Source organism: Streptomyces sp. WZ-12 (assembly GCF_028898845.1).
In the GTDB taxonomy this organism is placed as follows: Bacteria; Actinomycetota; Actinomycetes; order Streptomycetales; family Streptomycetaceae; genus Streptomyces.
Genome location: NZ_CP118574.1, coordinates 7,159,679 through 7,176,181, shown reverse-complemented (window position 1 = coordinate 7,176,181; position 16,503 = coordinate 7,159,679). Strand labels below are relative to the sequence as shown.

Annotated in this window: 11 protein-coding genes; all 11 read right to left on the bottom strand. The window is 64.4% G+C overall.

What is annotated here, in order from left to right:
* Positions 1 to 53 precede the first annotated feature (53 nt).
* Positions 54 to 4,460 (bottom strand): fibronectin type III domain-containing protein, encoded by a 4,407-nt coding sequence (locus PV796_RS31215; protein ID WP_274916910.1) that lies wholly within the window; start codon positions 4,458 to 4,460, stop codon positions 54 to 56.
* Positions 4,457 to 7,198 carry a carbohydrate-binding protein gene (locus tag PV796_RS31210; RefSeq protein ID WP_274916909.1) on the bottom strand — a complete coding sequence of 914 codons (2,742 nt, stop codon included), beginning with the start codon at positions 7,196 to 7,198 and terminating at the stop codon, positions 4,457 to 4,459. The genes PV796_RS31215 and PV796_RS31210 overlap by 4 nt, the downstream gene beginning before the upstream one ends.
* A gap of 24 nt (positions 7,199 to 7,222) precedes the next feature.
* Positions 7,223 to 8,041: a hypothetical protein gene (locus PV796_RS31205; protein ID WP_274916907.1), complete on the bottom strand. Its 819-nt coding sequence runs from the start codon at positions 8,039 to 8,041 to the stop codon at positions 7,223 to 7,225.
* Positions 8,041 to 9,549, bottom strand: coding sequence for a baseplate J/gp47 family protein (locus tag PV796_RS31200; protein ID WP_274916906.1), 1,509 nt, complete (start codon positions 9,547 to 9,549; stop codon positions 8,041 to 8,043). The genes PV796_RS31205 and PV796_RS31200 overlap by 1 nt, the downstream gene beginning before the upstream one ends.
* 61 nt (positions 9,550 to 9,610) lie before the next feature.
* Positions 9,611 to 10,015 (bottom strand): GPW/gp25 family protein, encoded by a 405-nt coding sequence (locus PV796_RS31195; protein ID WP_274916905.1) that lies wholly within the window; start codon positions 10,013 to 10,015, stop codon positions 9,611 to 9,613.
* Positions 10,016 to 10,029: 14 nt separating this feature from the next.
* Positions 10,030 to 10,251: a phage baseplate assembly protein V gene (locus tag PV796_RS31190; protein ID WP_274916904.1), complete on the bottom strand. Its 222-nt coding sequence runs from the start codon at positions 10,249 to 10,251 to the stop codon at positions 10,030 to 10,032.
* The gene (locus tag PV796_RS31185; protein WP_274916903.1) at positions 10,251 to 11,420 is read right to left on the bottom strand and encodes a hypothetical protein; all 1,170 of its coding nucleotides are present in this window, start codon (positions 11,418 to 11,420) and stop codon (positions 10,251 to 10,253) included. The genes PV796_RS31190 and PV796_RS31185 overlap by 1 nt, the downstream gene beginning before the upstream one ends.
* A 1-nt stretch (position 11,421) precedes the next feature.
* Positions 11,422 to 11,598, bottom strand: coding sequence for a tail protein X (locus PV796_RS31180; protein ID WP_274919314.1), 177 nt, complete (start codon positions 11,596 to 11,598; stop codon positions 11,422 to 11,424).
* 114 nt (positions 11,599 to 11,712) lie between these two features.
* Positions 11,713 to 12,435 (bottom strand): hypothetical protein, encoded by a 723-nt coding sequence (locus PV796_RS31175; protein ID WP_274916902.1) that lies wholly within the window; start codon positions 12,433 to 12,435, stop codon positions 11,713 to 11,715.
* A 2-nt stretch (positions 12,436 to 12,437) separates the two neighbouring features.
* Complete coding sequence (locus tag PV796_RS31170; protein WP_274916901.1) at positions 12,438 to 15,500, bottom strand: NlpC/P60 family protein; 3,063 nt, start codon at positions 15,498 to 15,500, stop codon at positions 12,438 to 12,440.
* A 146-nt stretch (positions 15,501 to 15,646) separates the two neighbouring features.
* Positions 15,647 to 16,498 (bottom strand): T4 family baseplate hub assembly chaperone, encoded by an 852-nt coding sequence (locus PV796_RS31165; RefSeq protein WP_274916900.1) that lies wholly within the window; start codon positions 16,496 to 16,498, stop codon positions 15,647 to 15,649.
* Between the last annotated feature and the right edge of the window lie 5 nt (positions 16,499 to 16,503).

Genomic DNA, 16,503 nt, shown 5'->3' with positions numbered 1-16,503 from the left:
GTTGAGGTCGCCTCGATCATACAAAGCAGTGCTCATGCAGTGCTCATGCAGTACTAGGAGATAGTTGCCCCCGGCCAACCCTTGTATCTGCCAAGGCCGCCGGGGCGTCCGTCGATCCACTCCCAGTCCTCGGTGTCGCCGGATGCGTACGGGTAAACCGTCGAGCCCTGGGTGATCACGACTTGGTCGAGGTAGTAGACCTCCCCCTTCTTTGTGACGTCGTCTGCCGCTCCAAAGCGGAACATCACGTAGCCCTGGACAGCACCAGCAGGAGCGGTGTCGGTGACAGACAGGCGCGTCCACTGGGGCGTCACGACCTGGGGCGTCATGGTGTAGTGCGGCAGTTCCTTGCCGTCCTTGTCCCACCAGGTGAAGATGACCGAGCACTTCTTGCCGACGCGCAGGCTGCGGAAGTACGCACTGGCTGTCCAGGTCTGGCCAGGCGAGGCCGGGAATCGCTGCCTGTTGTGTGCGACGGCGTCGTAGCTACCATCGCGTGCGGTGTACTGGAGGCAGCGCGCATCGCCTGTGGTCGTGATGCTCAACTCAGTAATCCTGGCGTCCCGATTCAACGTCCACACACCGCCGATCAACCCGTTGGCATCGCGCTTGAGGTAGTCAAAGCCCGGGTCAGGTGCGTAGTTGATGAGGCCGACAGGCCACAGCGCGGCGTTGGTGGTGACCGTGAGGACAGTCTTGGGGGACTGCTTGTCCCGGTCCGGGTCGTAGAAGGCAACCTCAACGGTGTAGGTGGTGCTGGGTTGCAGGCCGGTGACGCGGATGCTGCGTGTGGTCGCATCTCCCTCCCACAGTTTCTTGCTGTCGAGCCAGACCCGCGCGGTGAGGGTACGGTCGGAGGCTGGCTGCCCCCAGGAGAGGGAGAGGTCCTTCTCGCTCTTGCGCAATTCCTGGACGCCGAAGGGTGCGGCGGGGGTGCCGTCATCGACGTAGGTGCTTGTGCTGGCCTCGCCAGGCTCGGTGGTGTTCCACCGCCAGCCGGTGGTGTCGCCGTCGGCGTACTCCACAGCGGCCGGCGTCTTGGTGAGCATGACGGCATCCAGGAAGTAGCTCTCGCCTTCGCTCTGGTCCTCGAAGTAGAACATCGCGTACAGCTGCGTCGCCGTCGTTGGGGCCTTGCCCGTCACGGTGACCCGTTGCCACTCCCCTGCACCCAACGGAATGTTCCGGCCGTGCTGGATGAGGACATCGGTTCCGGTGGCGTCAAGCCACCGCAACGTGGCGTGAGTAGAAGCAGCGGTGCTGCTGCGCACCCATCCTGACGCCGTCCACGTTTCTGCTTCCGTCGTGGCCGCGCGGGCTCTGTCATGGTGCAGCGCACTGGTTTTGCCTGACTGGCCTCGCACCACCAGGCTTTTGCCGCCGCTGAAGGCCGTGGTGGCGAGTTCGACTGTTGCACCCGAACTGGTGCAACCCCACGGCCCCAGACGCACATTGGCCAACTGCCCATATTCGAAGCCGGGGTTGGGTGCATAGTTGATCAACCCCTTGGTCCAGGTGTCCCGTTGTGTGGTGACTACCAGACTCTGCGGTCCGGATTCTTGTCCGTCGTCGTATCGCTGCGTGACGCTGTAGGCATAGCCAGTCTTCGGTTTCAGGCCAGTGAGCCGCTTGTACCCGATGCTCCTGGGTACTTCAGCAATGACCCGATCTCCCTGACGAATGATGACGTCGCGGCGAGTGTTGGTGGGGTTCGCGGGGTTCCACTTGATCACTGCGGAGTACGCACCGATGTCGGTGATCGTGAGCCCGCTCGGGGCGACGCGTTCACCGGGCAGGCCGATGTAGTGGGCGGTGCGGTCAGCGCCTTGACCAATCCACTCCCAGCCCGCCGTATCGCCGGATGCGTACTCCACGGCCGAGGGTGTGGGCGTGAAGCAGGCGCCATCGATCCAATAGGTCTCACCGGCAGCCTGCTTAGGGAAGTGCACGTGCCCGAAGGCGGTCGTGGCTCCGTCGGGGACGGTACCGGTAACGGTGAGATAGGTCCACGTGTTGGCGGGCAGGTTGGCGGTGACGGTCGAGAGGGCGATGTTGGTCGTGCCACCCTCAGCCCACCAACGAATCCATATCTCCACCGAGCGTGCGGTGGACGTGCGTGCCCACACGCTGAAGGTGTACTGCTGGCCGGGGACGACGGGGCGGCGGTGGGGCCACGTGGTGATGCCGTAGCCCTGGCCGTCGCCCCGGGAGTCGAGCCGGAGGCTCTTCGATCCGAGCAGTGCGATCTGGGTGTCCAGCGTCAGCCCCGTGGGGTTGGTCTCCCGGTTTACCGTCCACTGGCCAACTTGGCCGCTGGGCTGGGGAGCGGAGACCTCGAAGGATGGATCGGCTGCCCAGTTGGTCAATCCTTCCGACCAGGCCGTGCGTCTGGTGCGCAGGGTCACCGTGGTTGGGGTGGATTCCGCTCCCGTGGCATCGTCACGACGCAGCACGGCGATGTCGTGCAGGGTCTCGGGCTCTAGCTCTGCGAGATAGACACCGCCCACGGCAGTCCGGCGTACGATCTCAGCGCGGCCGGGGACACGTATGACGACGCTTCGCCCCGTGTCGGTATGAGCCTTCCACATCACAACAGCCGAGCGTGACCCAACCTGTGTAGCGCGTACGCCAGGCACGGCCGGCACGGAGGCCCCTGGCCGCCCGACCAGTTGGGGCAACGCCTCTCCTTGGTCGATCTTGGGTGCGGTGGCGTAGCGGAGGTCGTAGGGGGTGCCATGTTGGATGTGGGCATCGAGGTTTTCCGCGAGCCGGCGTTGCAAGGACCGGCGCTCTCGGTAGAGGTGACTGCGGGTGTACTCCCCCAAGTCACCTGCGGCTGGACCGGTGTCTTCCCACAGGTAATCAGGGTGGTGAGCTGCGCCATCGAAGTAGGGACGGAGGGTGCCACCTTCGCTCTCTTCAAAAAGGACGTCGTCCAGTTGGAAGGCGGACACAGCACTGCCTGTGAAATCCTCCGTTGGCGGCCCGAACCAGGCATCCACCCAACGTGGACTGCCTGGGGGCGGAGTGAACGTCAGCCAGACGCGTACCCAGTCGCCGTCGATGTGCTCGGGGTGCTGCTCGCGGACCTCAGCGGTGGAGATGCCTCGATGGACGGTCGTGAGGGTGCCCTTGCCTGGGATCTCCTGAGCGACGCGCACGTGGGCATGGACAGGGAGGGTGTTACCGGGGCTCTCACGGATGTAGCCGGAGAGGACATGTTGACGGCCAACGTGGAGGATTTCCAACGTTGTTGCCCCTGAATGATGACTGACATTGCTGGCGACGCCAATGCGGATGCCATTGGGGTGAACTGCCTCTGGGCTGGTGGGGACAGCGCGGAAGTCTCCTGCACCCGGTCTGGTACGGCCCACTGCCTGAGTGATGACAGCCGGGCCCTCTTCGTCGGGGGTACACCTGCGCCAGATCGCTGGCACGTTGCTCGTCAGCGAGGGGTTCTTGGCGAGGTTGATTCTGTCGGCCAGCAGATCGATGTGCATGTGGCGTGCAGGCTGGTATCCGTTAGGACCGGGTCGAGGGGCTGTAAGTGCCTGGTAGCGCACGCCGTGTGCGGCTGTGTAAATGTTCTCGCCGACCTGCAAGGTGGGCGAGGCACTCACGGCTGGGACGACGCTGGCGTAGACAGCTCCGGGCGGCGGGGTCACCTTGAGAGTGGCGTGGGCCCATTCGTAGCTGCCTGGGGTGGTGAATGTCGTGTCGCCGTCAGTGCTGGACATCGTGTTGCCCAGTGCGTCGTAGAAGGTGCCGACGAGGGTGAAGGTTTCGGTGAAGGAGGTGGCTACGGACGCGGACAGGGTCAGAGGTGGCGGGTTGTCCGGCAGCTTGGCGAGCGCAGCGAACGTGGGTGCGGGGCCGATGGAGGGGCCTGTGGGGGTGGTGACGGTGCAGCGCAGGGATCGGGTGCCGACGAGGACGAGGTCGGCGGAGAGCGTGACGTCGCAATGGGTGCCGGTGTAGCAGACGGCGCGCAGGTGATAGGCGGCGTCGTGATTGAGGAGGTTGCCGGCGGTGTGCCGTTCGACCATGACGGCGCTGAGCTGTGGGGAAGAGCCCTTGGGAAGGTCGAGTAGGCGAACGGAGAGTGCGGCGTAAGCGGCGCCCTTGTAGGAGCTGTTGGGCACGCCGATGTTGCGGCCTTGGGGAATGGTGGCCGTCAGGAAGGTTCGTCGCCAGCCGTCGGAGGCGTCGACGATGCCCTGCCCGGTGGTCATGGCGGAGATGGGGTCGACCCAGGGGATACGCCTGACGGCGGACGTGTTGGGGTACGGGGCGAGACCGAAGTCAGTGATTCCGCCGAAGGCTGACGCGCCGGAGACCCGTGCGCTTCCTTTGAACCCGGACGTGACCTCGGCGGTCATGGCCGGGATCTTCACTCTGAGGGCGGGTGTGGTGCCGAATGTGTTGGCGGTTGCTGCGTCAGCGATGCCGAGGTCTGTCACGGGGTCTGCACCTTGATTTCTGCGAAGCCAACGTGGTGGCCGGTGATTTCGGGATTTCTGATGGCCAGCAGGTCCTGCATCTGATAGCCCACGCCGCTGGACTTTTTGATCACGATGGCTTCTTTGTGGAAGCAGGCCGTGATGCGCTCGCCGTCCTTGAATGCTGGGTAGGTACCAAGACTGGTGGCGGTGTACCGGCCGTTGGTGAGGACGTAGCGGTAGACGCCGTCCCGTCCAGCCAACGTGAACGCTGCCATGTCGTCTTTGGTGCACAGCACGAGTCCTTGGCGGGCCAAGGGGTCGGGGGGCGCACTCATGACGGTGGCGGAGATGTTGAAAGGGACGCTGCCGAGAGCGGCTCCGGCCAGTGCCTGCGGCTCGAAGATGCTGTACGTGCAGTAGGTCCCGTCATCGGCCTTGCTGGGAGTGGCGCGGGCAATTCCATCGACCGCTTCCCATGTCCCCCCACCTGTACGCCACTTGGTGGGTGCGGTGCCGGTGGGTGTGGCGTCGAGAGTCGGCTGATCAGTGTCGAATCGGTCGAGCACGCAGGCGTCAATGGTCCAGTGGCTGTTCCACGTCATGTAAGCGGCGTCTTGGTCGTACCACCACAGGTCTACCGCGATGCTGGACAGTGGCTTTCCATCGGCGTTGCGCAGATAGGCACTGGCGGTGACGGTCTCGATGTTGGTCCCGGCGTAGGACCAACATCGGTTGTCGCGCGGGCCTCCGCTGGGCCGTTCACCGGCGCTGGGGAGTACGGCTTCGTACCGGTAGCGGCCGTAGATGACTGTGTCACCAGGCGCGTAGGGGGTGTTGGGACTCCAGTCGTACAGGCGCGGGAGAGGGACACCGTAGCTGGCCACGAGTGAGGAGTCGGCGTTGCTGCGGTCTGCTGTCATCAGTGAGGGGCGCCAGTGTGACTGGCTGCGCCCTGGTTCTTGTCCTTCTCCGACGGTGGCGGTGGCTTCCCAGGTTGATCCGTTCCAGCTGACGAGGTTGCCGATCACGTAGTCAGTGCGGGGGTTCCAGGAGCGGATCTGCGCGCTGGCGACGGATGCGATGCTGTAGGACTGCTGGTCCTCGGGTGCAGTGAATGTCAGGGCCGTGTTTGCGTATCCGGTGGTCACGGCGGGGGGCATGCCGGTTTGGATGCCGAGGCCGCCGGTGGGGAGCCGTGCCATGGTGGAGTCCTTGAGTACCCACCATGTTGACGGGTCGAGTGTTACGGGGTTGCGCTCCAACGCCCAGTCGCGCGGGGGCATTTCCTGACTCCAGAAGAGGCTGGAGTCGACATGGCCTTGGGGTGGTACGTCGGCGGCACGCAGGGTTCCTACGGGGACGATGGTCCAGCTGTTGACGCCCATTTGGTATCCACCGGACGCTGCGTCCTTTCCGGTGGAGACGAAGCGCAGTTGGTGCGTTCCGGCTGTGAGGGTCCACCGCCCCAGACTGACGCCGGCCGGCATGATGTAGGCGCTGTAGCCGCCGAACCCGGTGTGGACTTTGACGCCGTCGAGTTCGGTGTCCCAGGTGGCGTAGTCGGTCGCGGTTGTGTAGATGGCGGATGCGTCGTATTCGCCCGCGGTGGCGACATCGAATTCCAGCGTAAACGCGTCGCCCTTCTGGAAACCCTGAGCGAACGCCCGCTCGCCTTGGGAGACTTGGCGGCGGACGGTCCCCTTCGATGAGACAGCGGCAGGCGGGAGCAGTTGGGCTGCCTGATAGGTTCTGCTGGAGCCCTTCGCCTTGTAGGTGGCGTTTCCGTAGCGGACGTATTCGCCTTCCGCGTAGCGGATGCCGGGTTTCCATTCCTGGTGGGTGGGGTGCCAGATGCCGCTCTGGTCTTGGTCCACCATCAGGTTCGGGGTGGGTTCGATGCGACAGTCCCATCCAGTCATGTCCCGGATCACCTGGCGCAGGCCAGGCATAGAGCCCTTAGCACGGTTGGCCTTTGTTGCGTTGCGTACCCGGTTGCGCCGCAGGGCCGGACGCTCGGAGAGAGCCGGCTCAACACCCAGGGTGGCGGCAGCGCGTTCGGTCTGGGTGATCTCGGTGTGGCGCTGGTCGTGGATACGCATCCGGTTGTCCAACTCGGTTTTGATCACGTCGAGTTGGAGTCCGAGGATTTGGAAGAAGGTGAAGAGTTCTCTGTTGGTAATGCCATCTTCGTAGCCAGTGATCTCCTCCAGGGCTGTGCGGTAGGAGCGCGGGGTCAGCCGGTAGAGGCGCTCTGCGTAGTGGTGGTCCCCAACAGCGATGGTGGCGGCGCTGCCTGCCCGCACCCACGTACCGGTACCAGTCGTCGCGGACCAGGCGGTGCTCTGACCGGGAGTGGCGTTGTTTGCCTGCTGGCAGACGTAGTTCTGCCCCTGGTAGCTGACGCCGTCGCCGGGCTGGTAGGCGGTGTCTGGGTTCCAGTCCGGGTAGGGGGCGGCGACGAAGACGCTGTAGTAGTAGGGGCGCCCCTGGGTCAGGCCGGTATCGAGGTGGCTGGCGACGAGGCCCTCGTGACCGGTTTCGAGCAGTGTGTCGCCGTCGTCGGCGTCGCCCGGCAGGCCGAGGGGGTTGCGTACCAGGCGCAGCGTGGTCCAGGTGTCTTCCTTGGAGGGGGACCACTGGAGGTGGACTGCGCCGGGTGCTGTGGGCACGGCGGTGAAGGGCTCCACGGTGTAGTCGACGGGGATGTCCATGCCGTACTTGGACATCGAGTAGAAGTCGAGTCCGTAGACCGCCATTGTGGTCCTCCTTCCTGTGGTTGGTCAGATGCCGATGGGGTCGACGTCCCAGTCCGGGCGCTTGTCGCCCTGGCCAGGCAGAGCGCGGATGTAGGTCAGACCGAGCCAGGCGTAGGCCGTCTGCGTGCCAACGGGATCGGGATAGCTCGGCCTGTTGTTGACTCGCATGCTGTCCATGTGTCGGATACGGACGCCGATTTTCTCGCCCTGGTACCAGGGTCCGGAGTAGCTGGGGTTGGTGCGCAGATAGCCTGGCGATTGCCGGTTGATGGAGTCCCCGTCGCTGCCGAGGATCGACCCGTCTCCTAGCAGGTTGATCTCACAGAACATGGAGTGTTCGAGGGTGGCGGGGCCGTAGGAGCGCCACATGAAGGCGCGGGCGGTCACGATCCACCACCCGGTCTTGGGGCAGGTGAGCCAGTACGTGGGCTTGGGCGCAAGTTCGAGGGGATCGACGACAGCCTGGTCCCATTTCACGGGGTACCAGTCGCTGTTCGGGGTATTGGGGTTGACCTGGTTGACCGTCGCCGGAATCGGCGTGCCTGAAGCCCGGTACGCGCTGACCGGCAGGTTCCATCCTGTCTTGGAGGCGTCGAGCAGCTGGTCCTGGTAGAACCGCAACTTCTCGATGTCCCGCTGGATGTTGTCCAGGCGGGAGTCGACACTGGTGTAGCGGGTGGTCGTGCCTTTGGAGTCCTGGTACTCGTTGGGCATGACGCCGAGGGTGGTGCTGATGCCCTGGATTTCGTCCTGGATTTCGTTGACGTCCTCCGCCATCACGTAATCGAGTTGGTTGGCGTGCTTGGGCCAGCGGCGGACAGCCTGGGGGTAGTGAGAAGGCATTACAGACCCCCGTCGGTGGCGATGTAGAGGTTGCCGGGGATGGGTATCTCCCAGTCACGGCACACAATGTCCTGGGCTCCGGTTTGTACTGCCCCGTCGCGGGTGAGGAAGGGTATCTTCACGTACTCCACTCCTGGGATGGCGTCGAGAATTCCGTAGACACGGGAGACGGGGATGGTCATGCCGAAGTCGGTGTCGACGTCTGACAGCAGTCCTTGCAGGGCCTGCGACGCGGCGAGGAGAACGTCTTCACGGCGGTGGTTGGGGTACAACCCCAGGAGGATCGGGGTGTCCTTGGTGCCCATGTGCACGCGCACCAGGACGCCGGGCGAGACGATGACGCTCACTCCGGCAACCGCCCGATTCTGGAGGTAACGCTCGGTCTTGTCGAGCAACTCGGCCGACGGGATGGAGTTGTGGGCACCGACGACGCGTACCTGTACGGAAGTGGTCTGGCGAGCGAGCGCTCGGGCCTTGCTGATGCCAGACACGGACAGAGCCAGATCGGCGTAGTCCCGCAGGGAGACTGCCCGGTCCTGAGTGCGGTGGGCCTTTGGCGCACTGGCGCGGATGGACTCCAGGCTCTCGAGGTCACGGCCGCCAGTCATAGCGGAAGAGGAGACCACGTACACGCCGGCAAGTCCGTCGGCAATGTCGACCAGGGCTCCGGCGGCGATGTTGCCCCGGCTGCCGCCTCCGGTTCGGTAAGCCGCGTACATCGGCTGTCCCAGAGCGGGGGTGGCACCGGTGATGCCGTCGCCCAAGACGAGCGCAGTCCTCCCGTCCAGAGAGGTCGACACTTCGAAGACGGTGTCGGAGGGGCCGTACTCCATGAGGGAGTCCACGCGCCGCCACTCGATGGCATCCTCTCCGCCGTCTCCCCACAGGCGGATGCTGTCGAGGATGACTGGGGATTCCGCCAGGGTGATGCGCTGGTCACGCTGCCCATTGGAGATGCCCAGGGCCTCGACCAGGACCTCGTGCTCCTGGCCGGTGCGCCGCCGGACAGTCAGCGGGACGGTCCCTGCGGTGGTTCCCTCAACGACCCCAATGGCGGCACTGCCGCCCTTGGCGGTCAGCGTGGTGTCCGCGATGGTCTCGTACACCAGCGGGCCGTCGAGTTCCGGCAGGTAAGCGGTGGTGACCTTCGTGCCCTGGGGTACCAAGACGTCGGTAGCCTGCGCCTCTTCGGTCGCCAGCACAACGGTTCCGGCAGCGGGGGCGGCAACGTCAGGTGTGTAACCGAGCATGCGCGCCAGCTCGATGATGGATTCCCGGCGGGTAGCGGTGCTCAGGAAAGCCTCGCGAGCGGCGGCTTCCTGGTAGTAGGAGAGGATGTCGCCCATGTAGGCCATCAACTCCACGAGGACGACACCGAAATCGGCGGCGTTCCTCCCCGTCCACTCAGGGAAGATCTGGGCAGCATGGTCGAGCATGGCGTCTCGGAATCCGTCGAAGTCCCGCGACGTATAGTCAATGGCGGGCTTGACGGACGCTCCCTTAACCATGCGCACTCCACGATCGGTGAAACAGTTCCCTTAGATCGTGGAGCCGGTGAGGGGAAAACTATTAATAGATGTCTACCCGACCACCAGGGCGGACGACGATCTCATCCTCCATGTCATCTGTGGCTTCGGGGTCCGTGTTAGCTCGGCCGATGTCCACGTAGACGTCGGCTACGCCCTGCTCTTCGTCTTTCACCAAAGGCTCGATGCCCTTGATGATGGCGTTCGGCTCCCAACGGTCCAGGGATTCCTGCACTGCGTGCCGAATCGCCTGACGCGTCACCGAGTCGTTCACCTCGAAGAGAAAGGGCCCCAAGTCGGTGCCGAAGTCTGGGCGCATGACTCGCTCGTTGAGGCCGGTGGCGACAACGGCTCGAACTCGCTGGGAAGTTTGTCGGTCGCGGTTTTCAATCGCGGCGATCTTCCCGGTCTTGTCCAACGCGAAAGGGACTGCGAGCTGTTGGGACACCAGGACCTCCGATTTCACGGGCTGGAGACGTAGACGGGGCTGTGCGGGTCACCTCCGGCGAAGAAAATCCACACCTCTTCACCAATGGCGGGCACACGTGATCCGGGGAAGGCCGGGAGAGCCCAGGGCTGCGGGCTGTCGCCCGACAGCTGTGGAACTTTCGCCCGGACCCGCTGACGTTGCTCGGGGTCCTTGGTGTGGGAGACCACGCCGAAGTAGATGCCCAGCTGGTTCATCAGGCGGCTCCGGTGTGTTCGGCACGCCAGCGCCCCTGCGCCAGCACCGTGCGTACCGGAGGCGGCAGGACCTGTGAGCGGGGCTGTGCGTCCAGGCCCTCGGGACGGGTGCGCCCCAGTCCCAAGTGCAGCTCATAGACCGACTTCCGGGCGTCGTTGTGGTGCAGTTGGAGGTGGTGCACCGACGTCATCACCATCCACTGGCCGACGTTGCGCGGACCCATGCCCGCGCCCTGCATCCATACCTCTGTCCCTGGCCGTACCCGGGCGTCCCCGCGCACGCGGGCGGTGGCCTGCACCCAAAGCTGCGCGTTGGCGGCCTGGCTGACGGCCCGGCGGGTGGCAATGGTCTGGGACGCGCTGGGTAGCTGAGTAGCGAAGGTCGTGGTGCCCGCCCCGGCGGTGGCCTTGTCGACGACCCGGAACAGGTGGCGGGTCGAGCGGTTGTAGCCGTGGGCTTCCGATCGGGTGCGGCGACCACTGGTGGGGTCCAACTCCCCACTGGTGACACGGAAGTCGAAGACCGTGTCCCGGATGCCGGGAAGCTTGGTCAGGAAGAAGGCGGGAACCTCCTGCCCCTCGCGGAGCGATACCAAGGGGTCGGTGACGTAGAGGTCGGTGTTGTCCACGATCACCCGCAGGCCGCACTCGTCGACCAGGTCCCGTAGAAATCCCCAGTCACTGCGGGCGTTTTGCGCACGCGCGCCCAGACGTCCCAGGTCACGCTGGATCATCGGCGCGAGCAGGTGTCGGCGGCAGATGGTGCGGGCGATGTAGGAGGGAGACGAGGCCAGCCAGGTCCGGTTGGCCTGTGTCTGAAGTGGATCGGCTGCCCCGACAAGGGTGTAGACGACGGTCACCTCAGAATTCCGGGTGAAGCGGGTGTCATCCCCACTGGTGACAATCGAATACGACTGTACGTAGCCGAAGAAGTCGGCTTTCTGGTGCGGGCCCGAGCCGTACACCAGGTGCACCGGGGCCTTCTCCGGTATCAGGCGCCCGGTCGCCAGCAGCCACCCCTGGATATCAGCTCGGAGCGGGGCGGAGAATGCGACACTGACCTCGGCCACCGGCAGCAAGTTCTCGCCCAGGTGGAGGGTCACTTGCGTGACGAACTGTCTGGTCGAGGTGACCTGCGGGTACACGATCGCGGCGTGCGGAGCGTGCATCCTAAGAGACATTGGGAATCCTGATCACTGTTCCGGATTCGGGCTCGGTCCAATCCAAAATGTGCGGGTTAACATTGGCGATCCGCCACCACTGGGTGGCATCGCCGTAGTGCCGGTGGGCCAGGAGGTCAACTCTGTCGCCCTCCTTCCATCGGTAGCGCCGCGCGCGTGTGCGCACCGTCTTCTGAGCGCTTGGTGAAATCACCTTACGAGTCACGCCGTCAGGGCTGGTAACCAGCTCGGTTCCGTTCTGCGCGTACCGGGATCTGCTCGATATCACGAAAGTTCCCCTTTACTTGGGCAGGCCGGTGACAGTGAGGCTGACGGCACACCGGGTCGGGATCATTTCCTGCACCCAGTGTGAGTAGTTGATCGAGATGTTGCTGATGAATCCGTAGAAGTACAGGTTGCGATGGCCGCCGAAGTATATGTCGACCGGGTTCATTTGCATGGGGCCGGTGATGGTCTGAGGTACCTCGCCGGCGTCGGATGACGGCTTGCCCTTGCCGTCCCCCCAGTCGCCGTCGTCCTCAAAGCCGTCGATTTTGGGTTTCACCTTCTGGTTGATGCCGCACAGGTTGTAGAGCATGTTGACGTCGTACATCACCCCGAACTTTGCGGAGGGCTTGTTCCTCGGGCCGAGGACATCGAAGGTCCGATCAAAAAGCAAGGAGAAGCTGCACGAGTTGTTGACCGGCAGAAGTGCCGTTCCTGTCATGTTCTCTGATCGTTGCCACTGGGCAAGTTGCATGTTCTGGCCATCAAGCCCGTGCGTGACGGCCACGGTGGACGGGTTGTACAAGAAGCGCAGCGTCTTCGTCTCTGCCACCGTGACGCCGCTGGACTTCGCGGTCTGGATGAACCCGCGGCGGCTGTACAGCTCGTTGTGGTAACCGTCAGCTCCTTCACCAATCGCGCCATTTCCGGCCCACACACCAGCTGTTGCTGTCTGACGCCTGTCCCAGGGCTCGTTCGACCGCTGGTCGGCGCTCAGTTCCTTCGTGTTTTCGAACATTCCTAGACCCCGGCTCCGATCTGCTTGATGCGCTCGTCAGCGGCGATGTGGTCCACAATCTGACGGGCTATCTGGTGGGCTGCCGGACCGGTGGAACCTCCTGCGACGGTGATGCGAATTGCTCCGTCGGTGAAGTGCAGCGCGACTCCCCCACCACCTGCTGGCGTACCAGCTGCGCTCGTGCGAGCGGCCTCGGCAGCTGGTGACTTAACTGGAACTGCGTCCTGGAGCAGTGCCTGGCGAATCGTCCGTGCCTGCTGGGCGGGAATGATCATCTCGCCCTTGTGGACCTGGGCGACCTCGTCGGCGGGCAACTCCCAGGCGCCCACCGCGTAGCCGCGTGGCTCGGCCATGCGCTCAGCCCAGCCACTGCCGTATCTGTTTCGGGCGTAGTGCACGGCGGAGTAGATGTTGGCTGCCGGGTTGGTGGAGACGCCATAGGAGAAGGGGCCCGTATGCAGATACGGTCCCGCGTTCTCCTTGAAAGTGGGACCGATGACCTGCATGAGGCCCACGCTCGGTGTGCCCGCCGCCCAGTTCGAGTCCCACTTATTGACTGCGGTGGGACTGCCACCGGACTCCTTGTCCATCGCTTTGAGGACGAGCCCGGTTTTGTTGAGAGGCTCCCGCAGTTGCTTCAGGACGGTCTGGACGACTCCCTTCCACCTCTGGACTCCAGATCCGCTGGAACCGTCCATCGAGGCAGCTGAAGTGTCTGCTGAGTCTCTGCCATCGTCTCGGGACTTCTCCTTCGGCGAGCTTCCGGCGCCTGCCGCAGAGCCAGCGGACGTGACGAGGGCTGCCCTGAGGACGTCGACCTCGTTGGCGCTGCCGTACGCGTCACCGACGGCGTTGACTGACGACTCTCCGGTCTTCGCGCTATTGTCGTTGCCTGCCCCGCCTTCGGAGGACTTGCTGCCGTCGCCTCCGTCGTATGTATCTCCGCCGCCGGCAACAAGTCGTCGAACGGCGATGTACTTGCCGAAATGTGATTCCGGGTCGATTCTGATCTTCTGTCCGCTGCGCGGCGCGTGGACGATCTTGCCATTCCCCAGATACATCACTACGTGCCCGGAATTCGGGAACATGAGGTCGCCAGGACGCCGTTCCTTGTAGTCGACGCCCTTGCCCTGGGTTATCTGCTCGTACGTGGTGCGTCCAAGACGAATACCGGCCTTGGCGTAGGCGAATTGCATCAGCGACGAACAGTCGAAGCCGACCGTCCCTGCGCCTTGTGCAAACCCCTCGCTGGGGCCACCTGGGCCTCCACCGCCCCAGGAGTAGTCCAGCCCAATCTGGCTCAGCGCGGCGTGTATCGCCGAGTTCGCGTTGCCCTGCATGAGGTTGGACCGCGTCGTGTTGGTGGGCTTCCTCTCGCTGCCGCTGGCGCCTCCTCCGCTGTCGGCGCCACCGCCGATGAGACCTCCAATGCCTCCGGCCAGGCCGCCCACGACAGCGCCGACTCCCGTGCCGAGCCCGGGGACGACCGACCCGATACCGGCACCCATCAACGCGCCTGACGCCGCGCCGCCCAACGTGCTGGTGAGACGTCTACCTGATCCAGCGTCGATTCCCTGCGCACCGCCGCTGACCTGCTTCAGTCCAGGCAGCTCTAGGACTGCGTTGAGTGCCTCCCTGAACTGGATGACGACGTCGGTGGTCGCCTGCATTGCGGGGGCGAAGGCGTCCATCATCTGACTGTCGTGACGGCGCTCCTCCCCCTCCTTTCGCTTGCGCTGGTTGATCAGGTTGTCGGTGTCAAGGCCGCCCTCATCCAGCTTCTTTCGGGCCTTCGTCGCCTTGTTCCCCGTGCCGCCAGCGTCCTGGAGGAGTCTGTCGAACTCCTCGGCGCTGCCGCCGGTGTGTTCCTGCCACTTGGCCTGTGCCTGGAGCTGGTTGAGACGGCCTTCCACCCAGTCCTGGGGTTGCCCCTGCATGCGGGCCATGGACTCAAGAGTGGTACGCAGGGCACCGCCCTGCTCGCTATCGGCTTGTACGTTCTTGAGGGTGTAACCGCCGCCCCGGTAGACCCGGTTGAGGAGGTTTTCGTTGAGCTCAGCCTGGGACATGCGCTCGCCGCCCGCGCCGATGGTCGGCCCAACTCCCAGGACCTGGTACATCATGCTGGCCTGGGGGGTGTACATCGAGGTCATCATCTGCGCGGAATCAGCGACGCCCATGCTGGGGTCGAGGACCGCGTATCCAGACGCTCGCTTGTGGAGGATGCGCCGTTGTGCGTCCGAGCGCCCGGCACCCAGCCTGCGATCGACCTCGAAGAGCCCGGTATTCAGATCCTCGGTCGAGGTCGCCGTGCTGCTGTGCATGGCGTCATTGCGTAGGCGGTTCTTCTCCGTCCACTGCCCCTTATTCGGGTCTCCCCACTGGGTGTAGGCATAGGTGGCGTACCGATCCATCTCGTACGCCTGCGAGGTCATGTGGTCTACACGGCGCCGAAACTTGCCGGCGCCCCATGACACCGCCCGGTGCGTGGCCTGTCCGAGCCCGAAGCTGAACCGTTCGCTGTCTCCGCGACCCCAACCACCGTCGTCGCCTCCCCCTCTCCCTCCCCCTACAAGGGTCAGTGGGCGCCACGGCGGTTCCGAGGGACGCGTGACTGTGGTGATGCGCGGGGTTGACTGGTCACGCACGGCGGGAAGGCGATCGAGCCGCGTTACCTCGACGCGGGGCAGGTCCTGAGGGCGCGTCGTGGTGTAGATCCGGGGCGCGAACTGCTGCCGGAGCACGGGGAGTCGGTTGCTGTCCGAATGCCGTGTCGCCACCGCCGCACCCGGCGGGATGATGCCTGAGCCACCGGCTTGTGTGGGGGCTTGCGCCAGGCCCGCGCTTGTCGGCCTGTTCGCCCGAGGGAACTGCCCCGCGCTGCGCCCGGTGCCTTGGATTTTCCCTGTCAGTGCGTCGATGGCCCGGTTCATTCGGCCCAGCGAGTTCCCGAGGTTCTTGATCTGCTTCTCGGTGTCTTCGACGCCCTTGACAAAGTTGTTCGTGCCGAGGAGGCGGCCGGCGATATTCGGTTCGTTGAGCGGCGATGCGTCACTGGATGCCATTGCTGGCCGCCTCCTTCCGTTCCTTGTTCCACAGGGCCAGGTCGCGCCAGAACTCGCGTTCTCGCACGGTGAGTTGCTTGACTTCTGAGGGTGTCCACCCGTAGGCGAGGACGAGGGACGAGTAGTCGATCAGAGTTGATTCGATGTCAGAGGCTGAGAAAGCAGTCCGTCAGCGTGAGCGGCAGCGGGATCTCCTTCCCGCAGCCCGCGTGCTCCACGGAGATGCCTGCTAGTTCCGGGCCGGGTGCGTTGTCAGCCAGGTAGAGGAGAATCGTGCGCCGGTCGGCAATGCCCATCCGTCGGGCGACATTGAGACTGCCCTGGGTGACCGTCCCATCGGGTGCCTCAACACGGTCGAGGCACCGTTCCAAGAGCAGGGTGTTCCTGTGCGCGTCGCTGGAATCGGGGTCGGCCAGGATGTATGCCTGGTCTGCTCGCTTAGGGAACTTCACGTAGGCCGTGCTGCCCGTGCGCAGGTCGACCTTGTGTGGCTGCGGCGGAAGGCCGCGCTGTGGGACCGTGGCGAGGTCGATGGTGACGTCGATGCGCTCGTCGCAGTTCGGGCAGCGCACGTTGGTCATCTCCAACTTGTTGCCGAAGGTAGCGACACGAATTGCGAGCAGCAGCGCGTCTGCGTCGCCGATGTAGAGCTGGTCAAGCAGTTCGGGCGTCGGCGCGTTCGTGCCGATTCGCGTGACTCCTCGGTTGAGGAGGACGTTGAAGAACTCGCGGCTGTTGGTCGCTACCTTGGCGATGGCCTCCTCGTCCTCGCCAGTCAGCTCCCGGATTTCGGCATCTCGTACAAGCTGCCCATCGATGTCTGTGCCGACGGGCAGGGTTACGACGCTGTCATTTGGGATCGGTGGAGCAGGGGCAGGGCCGACAGACTCGGTGAGAGCCTGCTGGGCTGCTGCGTTCGCGCCAGCAGGTTCGGTCACCGGGTTGATGGCCTGCTGAGTATTGCCGCTATCGAAGGTCCAGTCGTAGCTCACGGTCATGCAAC

Coding starts and splice junctions, on each gene's coding strand:
- PV796_RS31210 (WP_274916909.1), bottom strand. CDS start 7,198: ATGGCGGTCTACGGACTCGACTTCTACTCGATGTCCAAGTACGGCATG.
- PV796_RS31205 (WP_274916907.1), bottom strand. CDS start 8,041: ATGCCTTCTCACTACCCCCAGGCTGTCCGCCGCTGGCCCAAGCACGCC.
- PV796_RS31200 (WP_274916906.1), bottom strand. CDS start 9,549: ATGGTTAAGGGAGCGTCCGTCAAGCCCGCCATTGACTATACGTCGCGG.
- PV796_RS31190 (WP_274916904.1), bottom strand. CDS start 10,251: ATGAACCAGCTGGGCATCTACTTCGGCGTGGTCTCCCACACCAAGGAC.
- PV796_RS31185 (WP_274916903.1), bottom strand. CDS start 11,420: ATGCACGCTCCGCACGCCGCGATCGTGTACCCGCAGGTCACCTCGACC.
- PV796_RS31175 (WP_274916902.1), bottom strand. CDS start 12,435: ATGTTCGAAAACACGAAGGAACTGAGCGCCGACCAGCGGTCGAACGAG.
- PV796_RS31170 (WP_274916901.1), bottom strand. CDS start 15,500: ATGGCATCCAGTGACGCATCGCCGCTCAACGAACCGAATATCGCCGGC.
- PV796_RS31165 (WP_274916900.1), bottom strand. CDS start 16,498: ATGACCGTGAGCTACGACTGGACCTTCGATAGCGGCAATACTCAGCAG.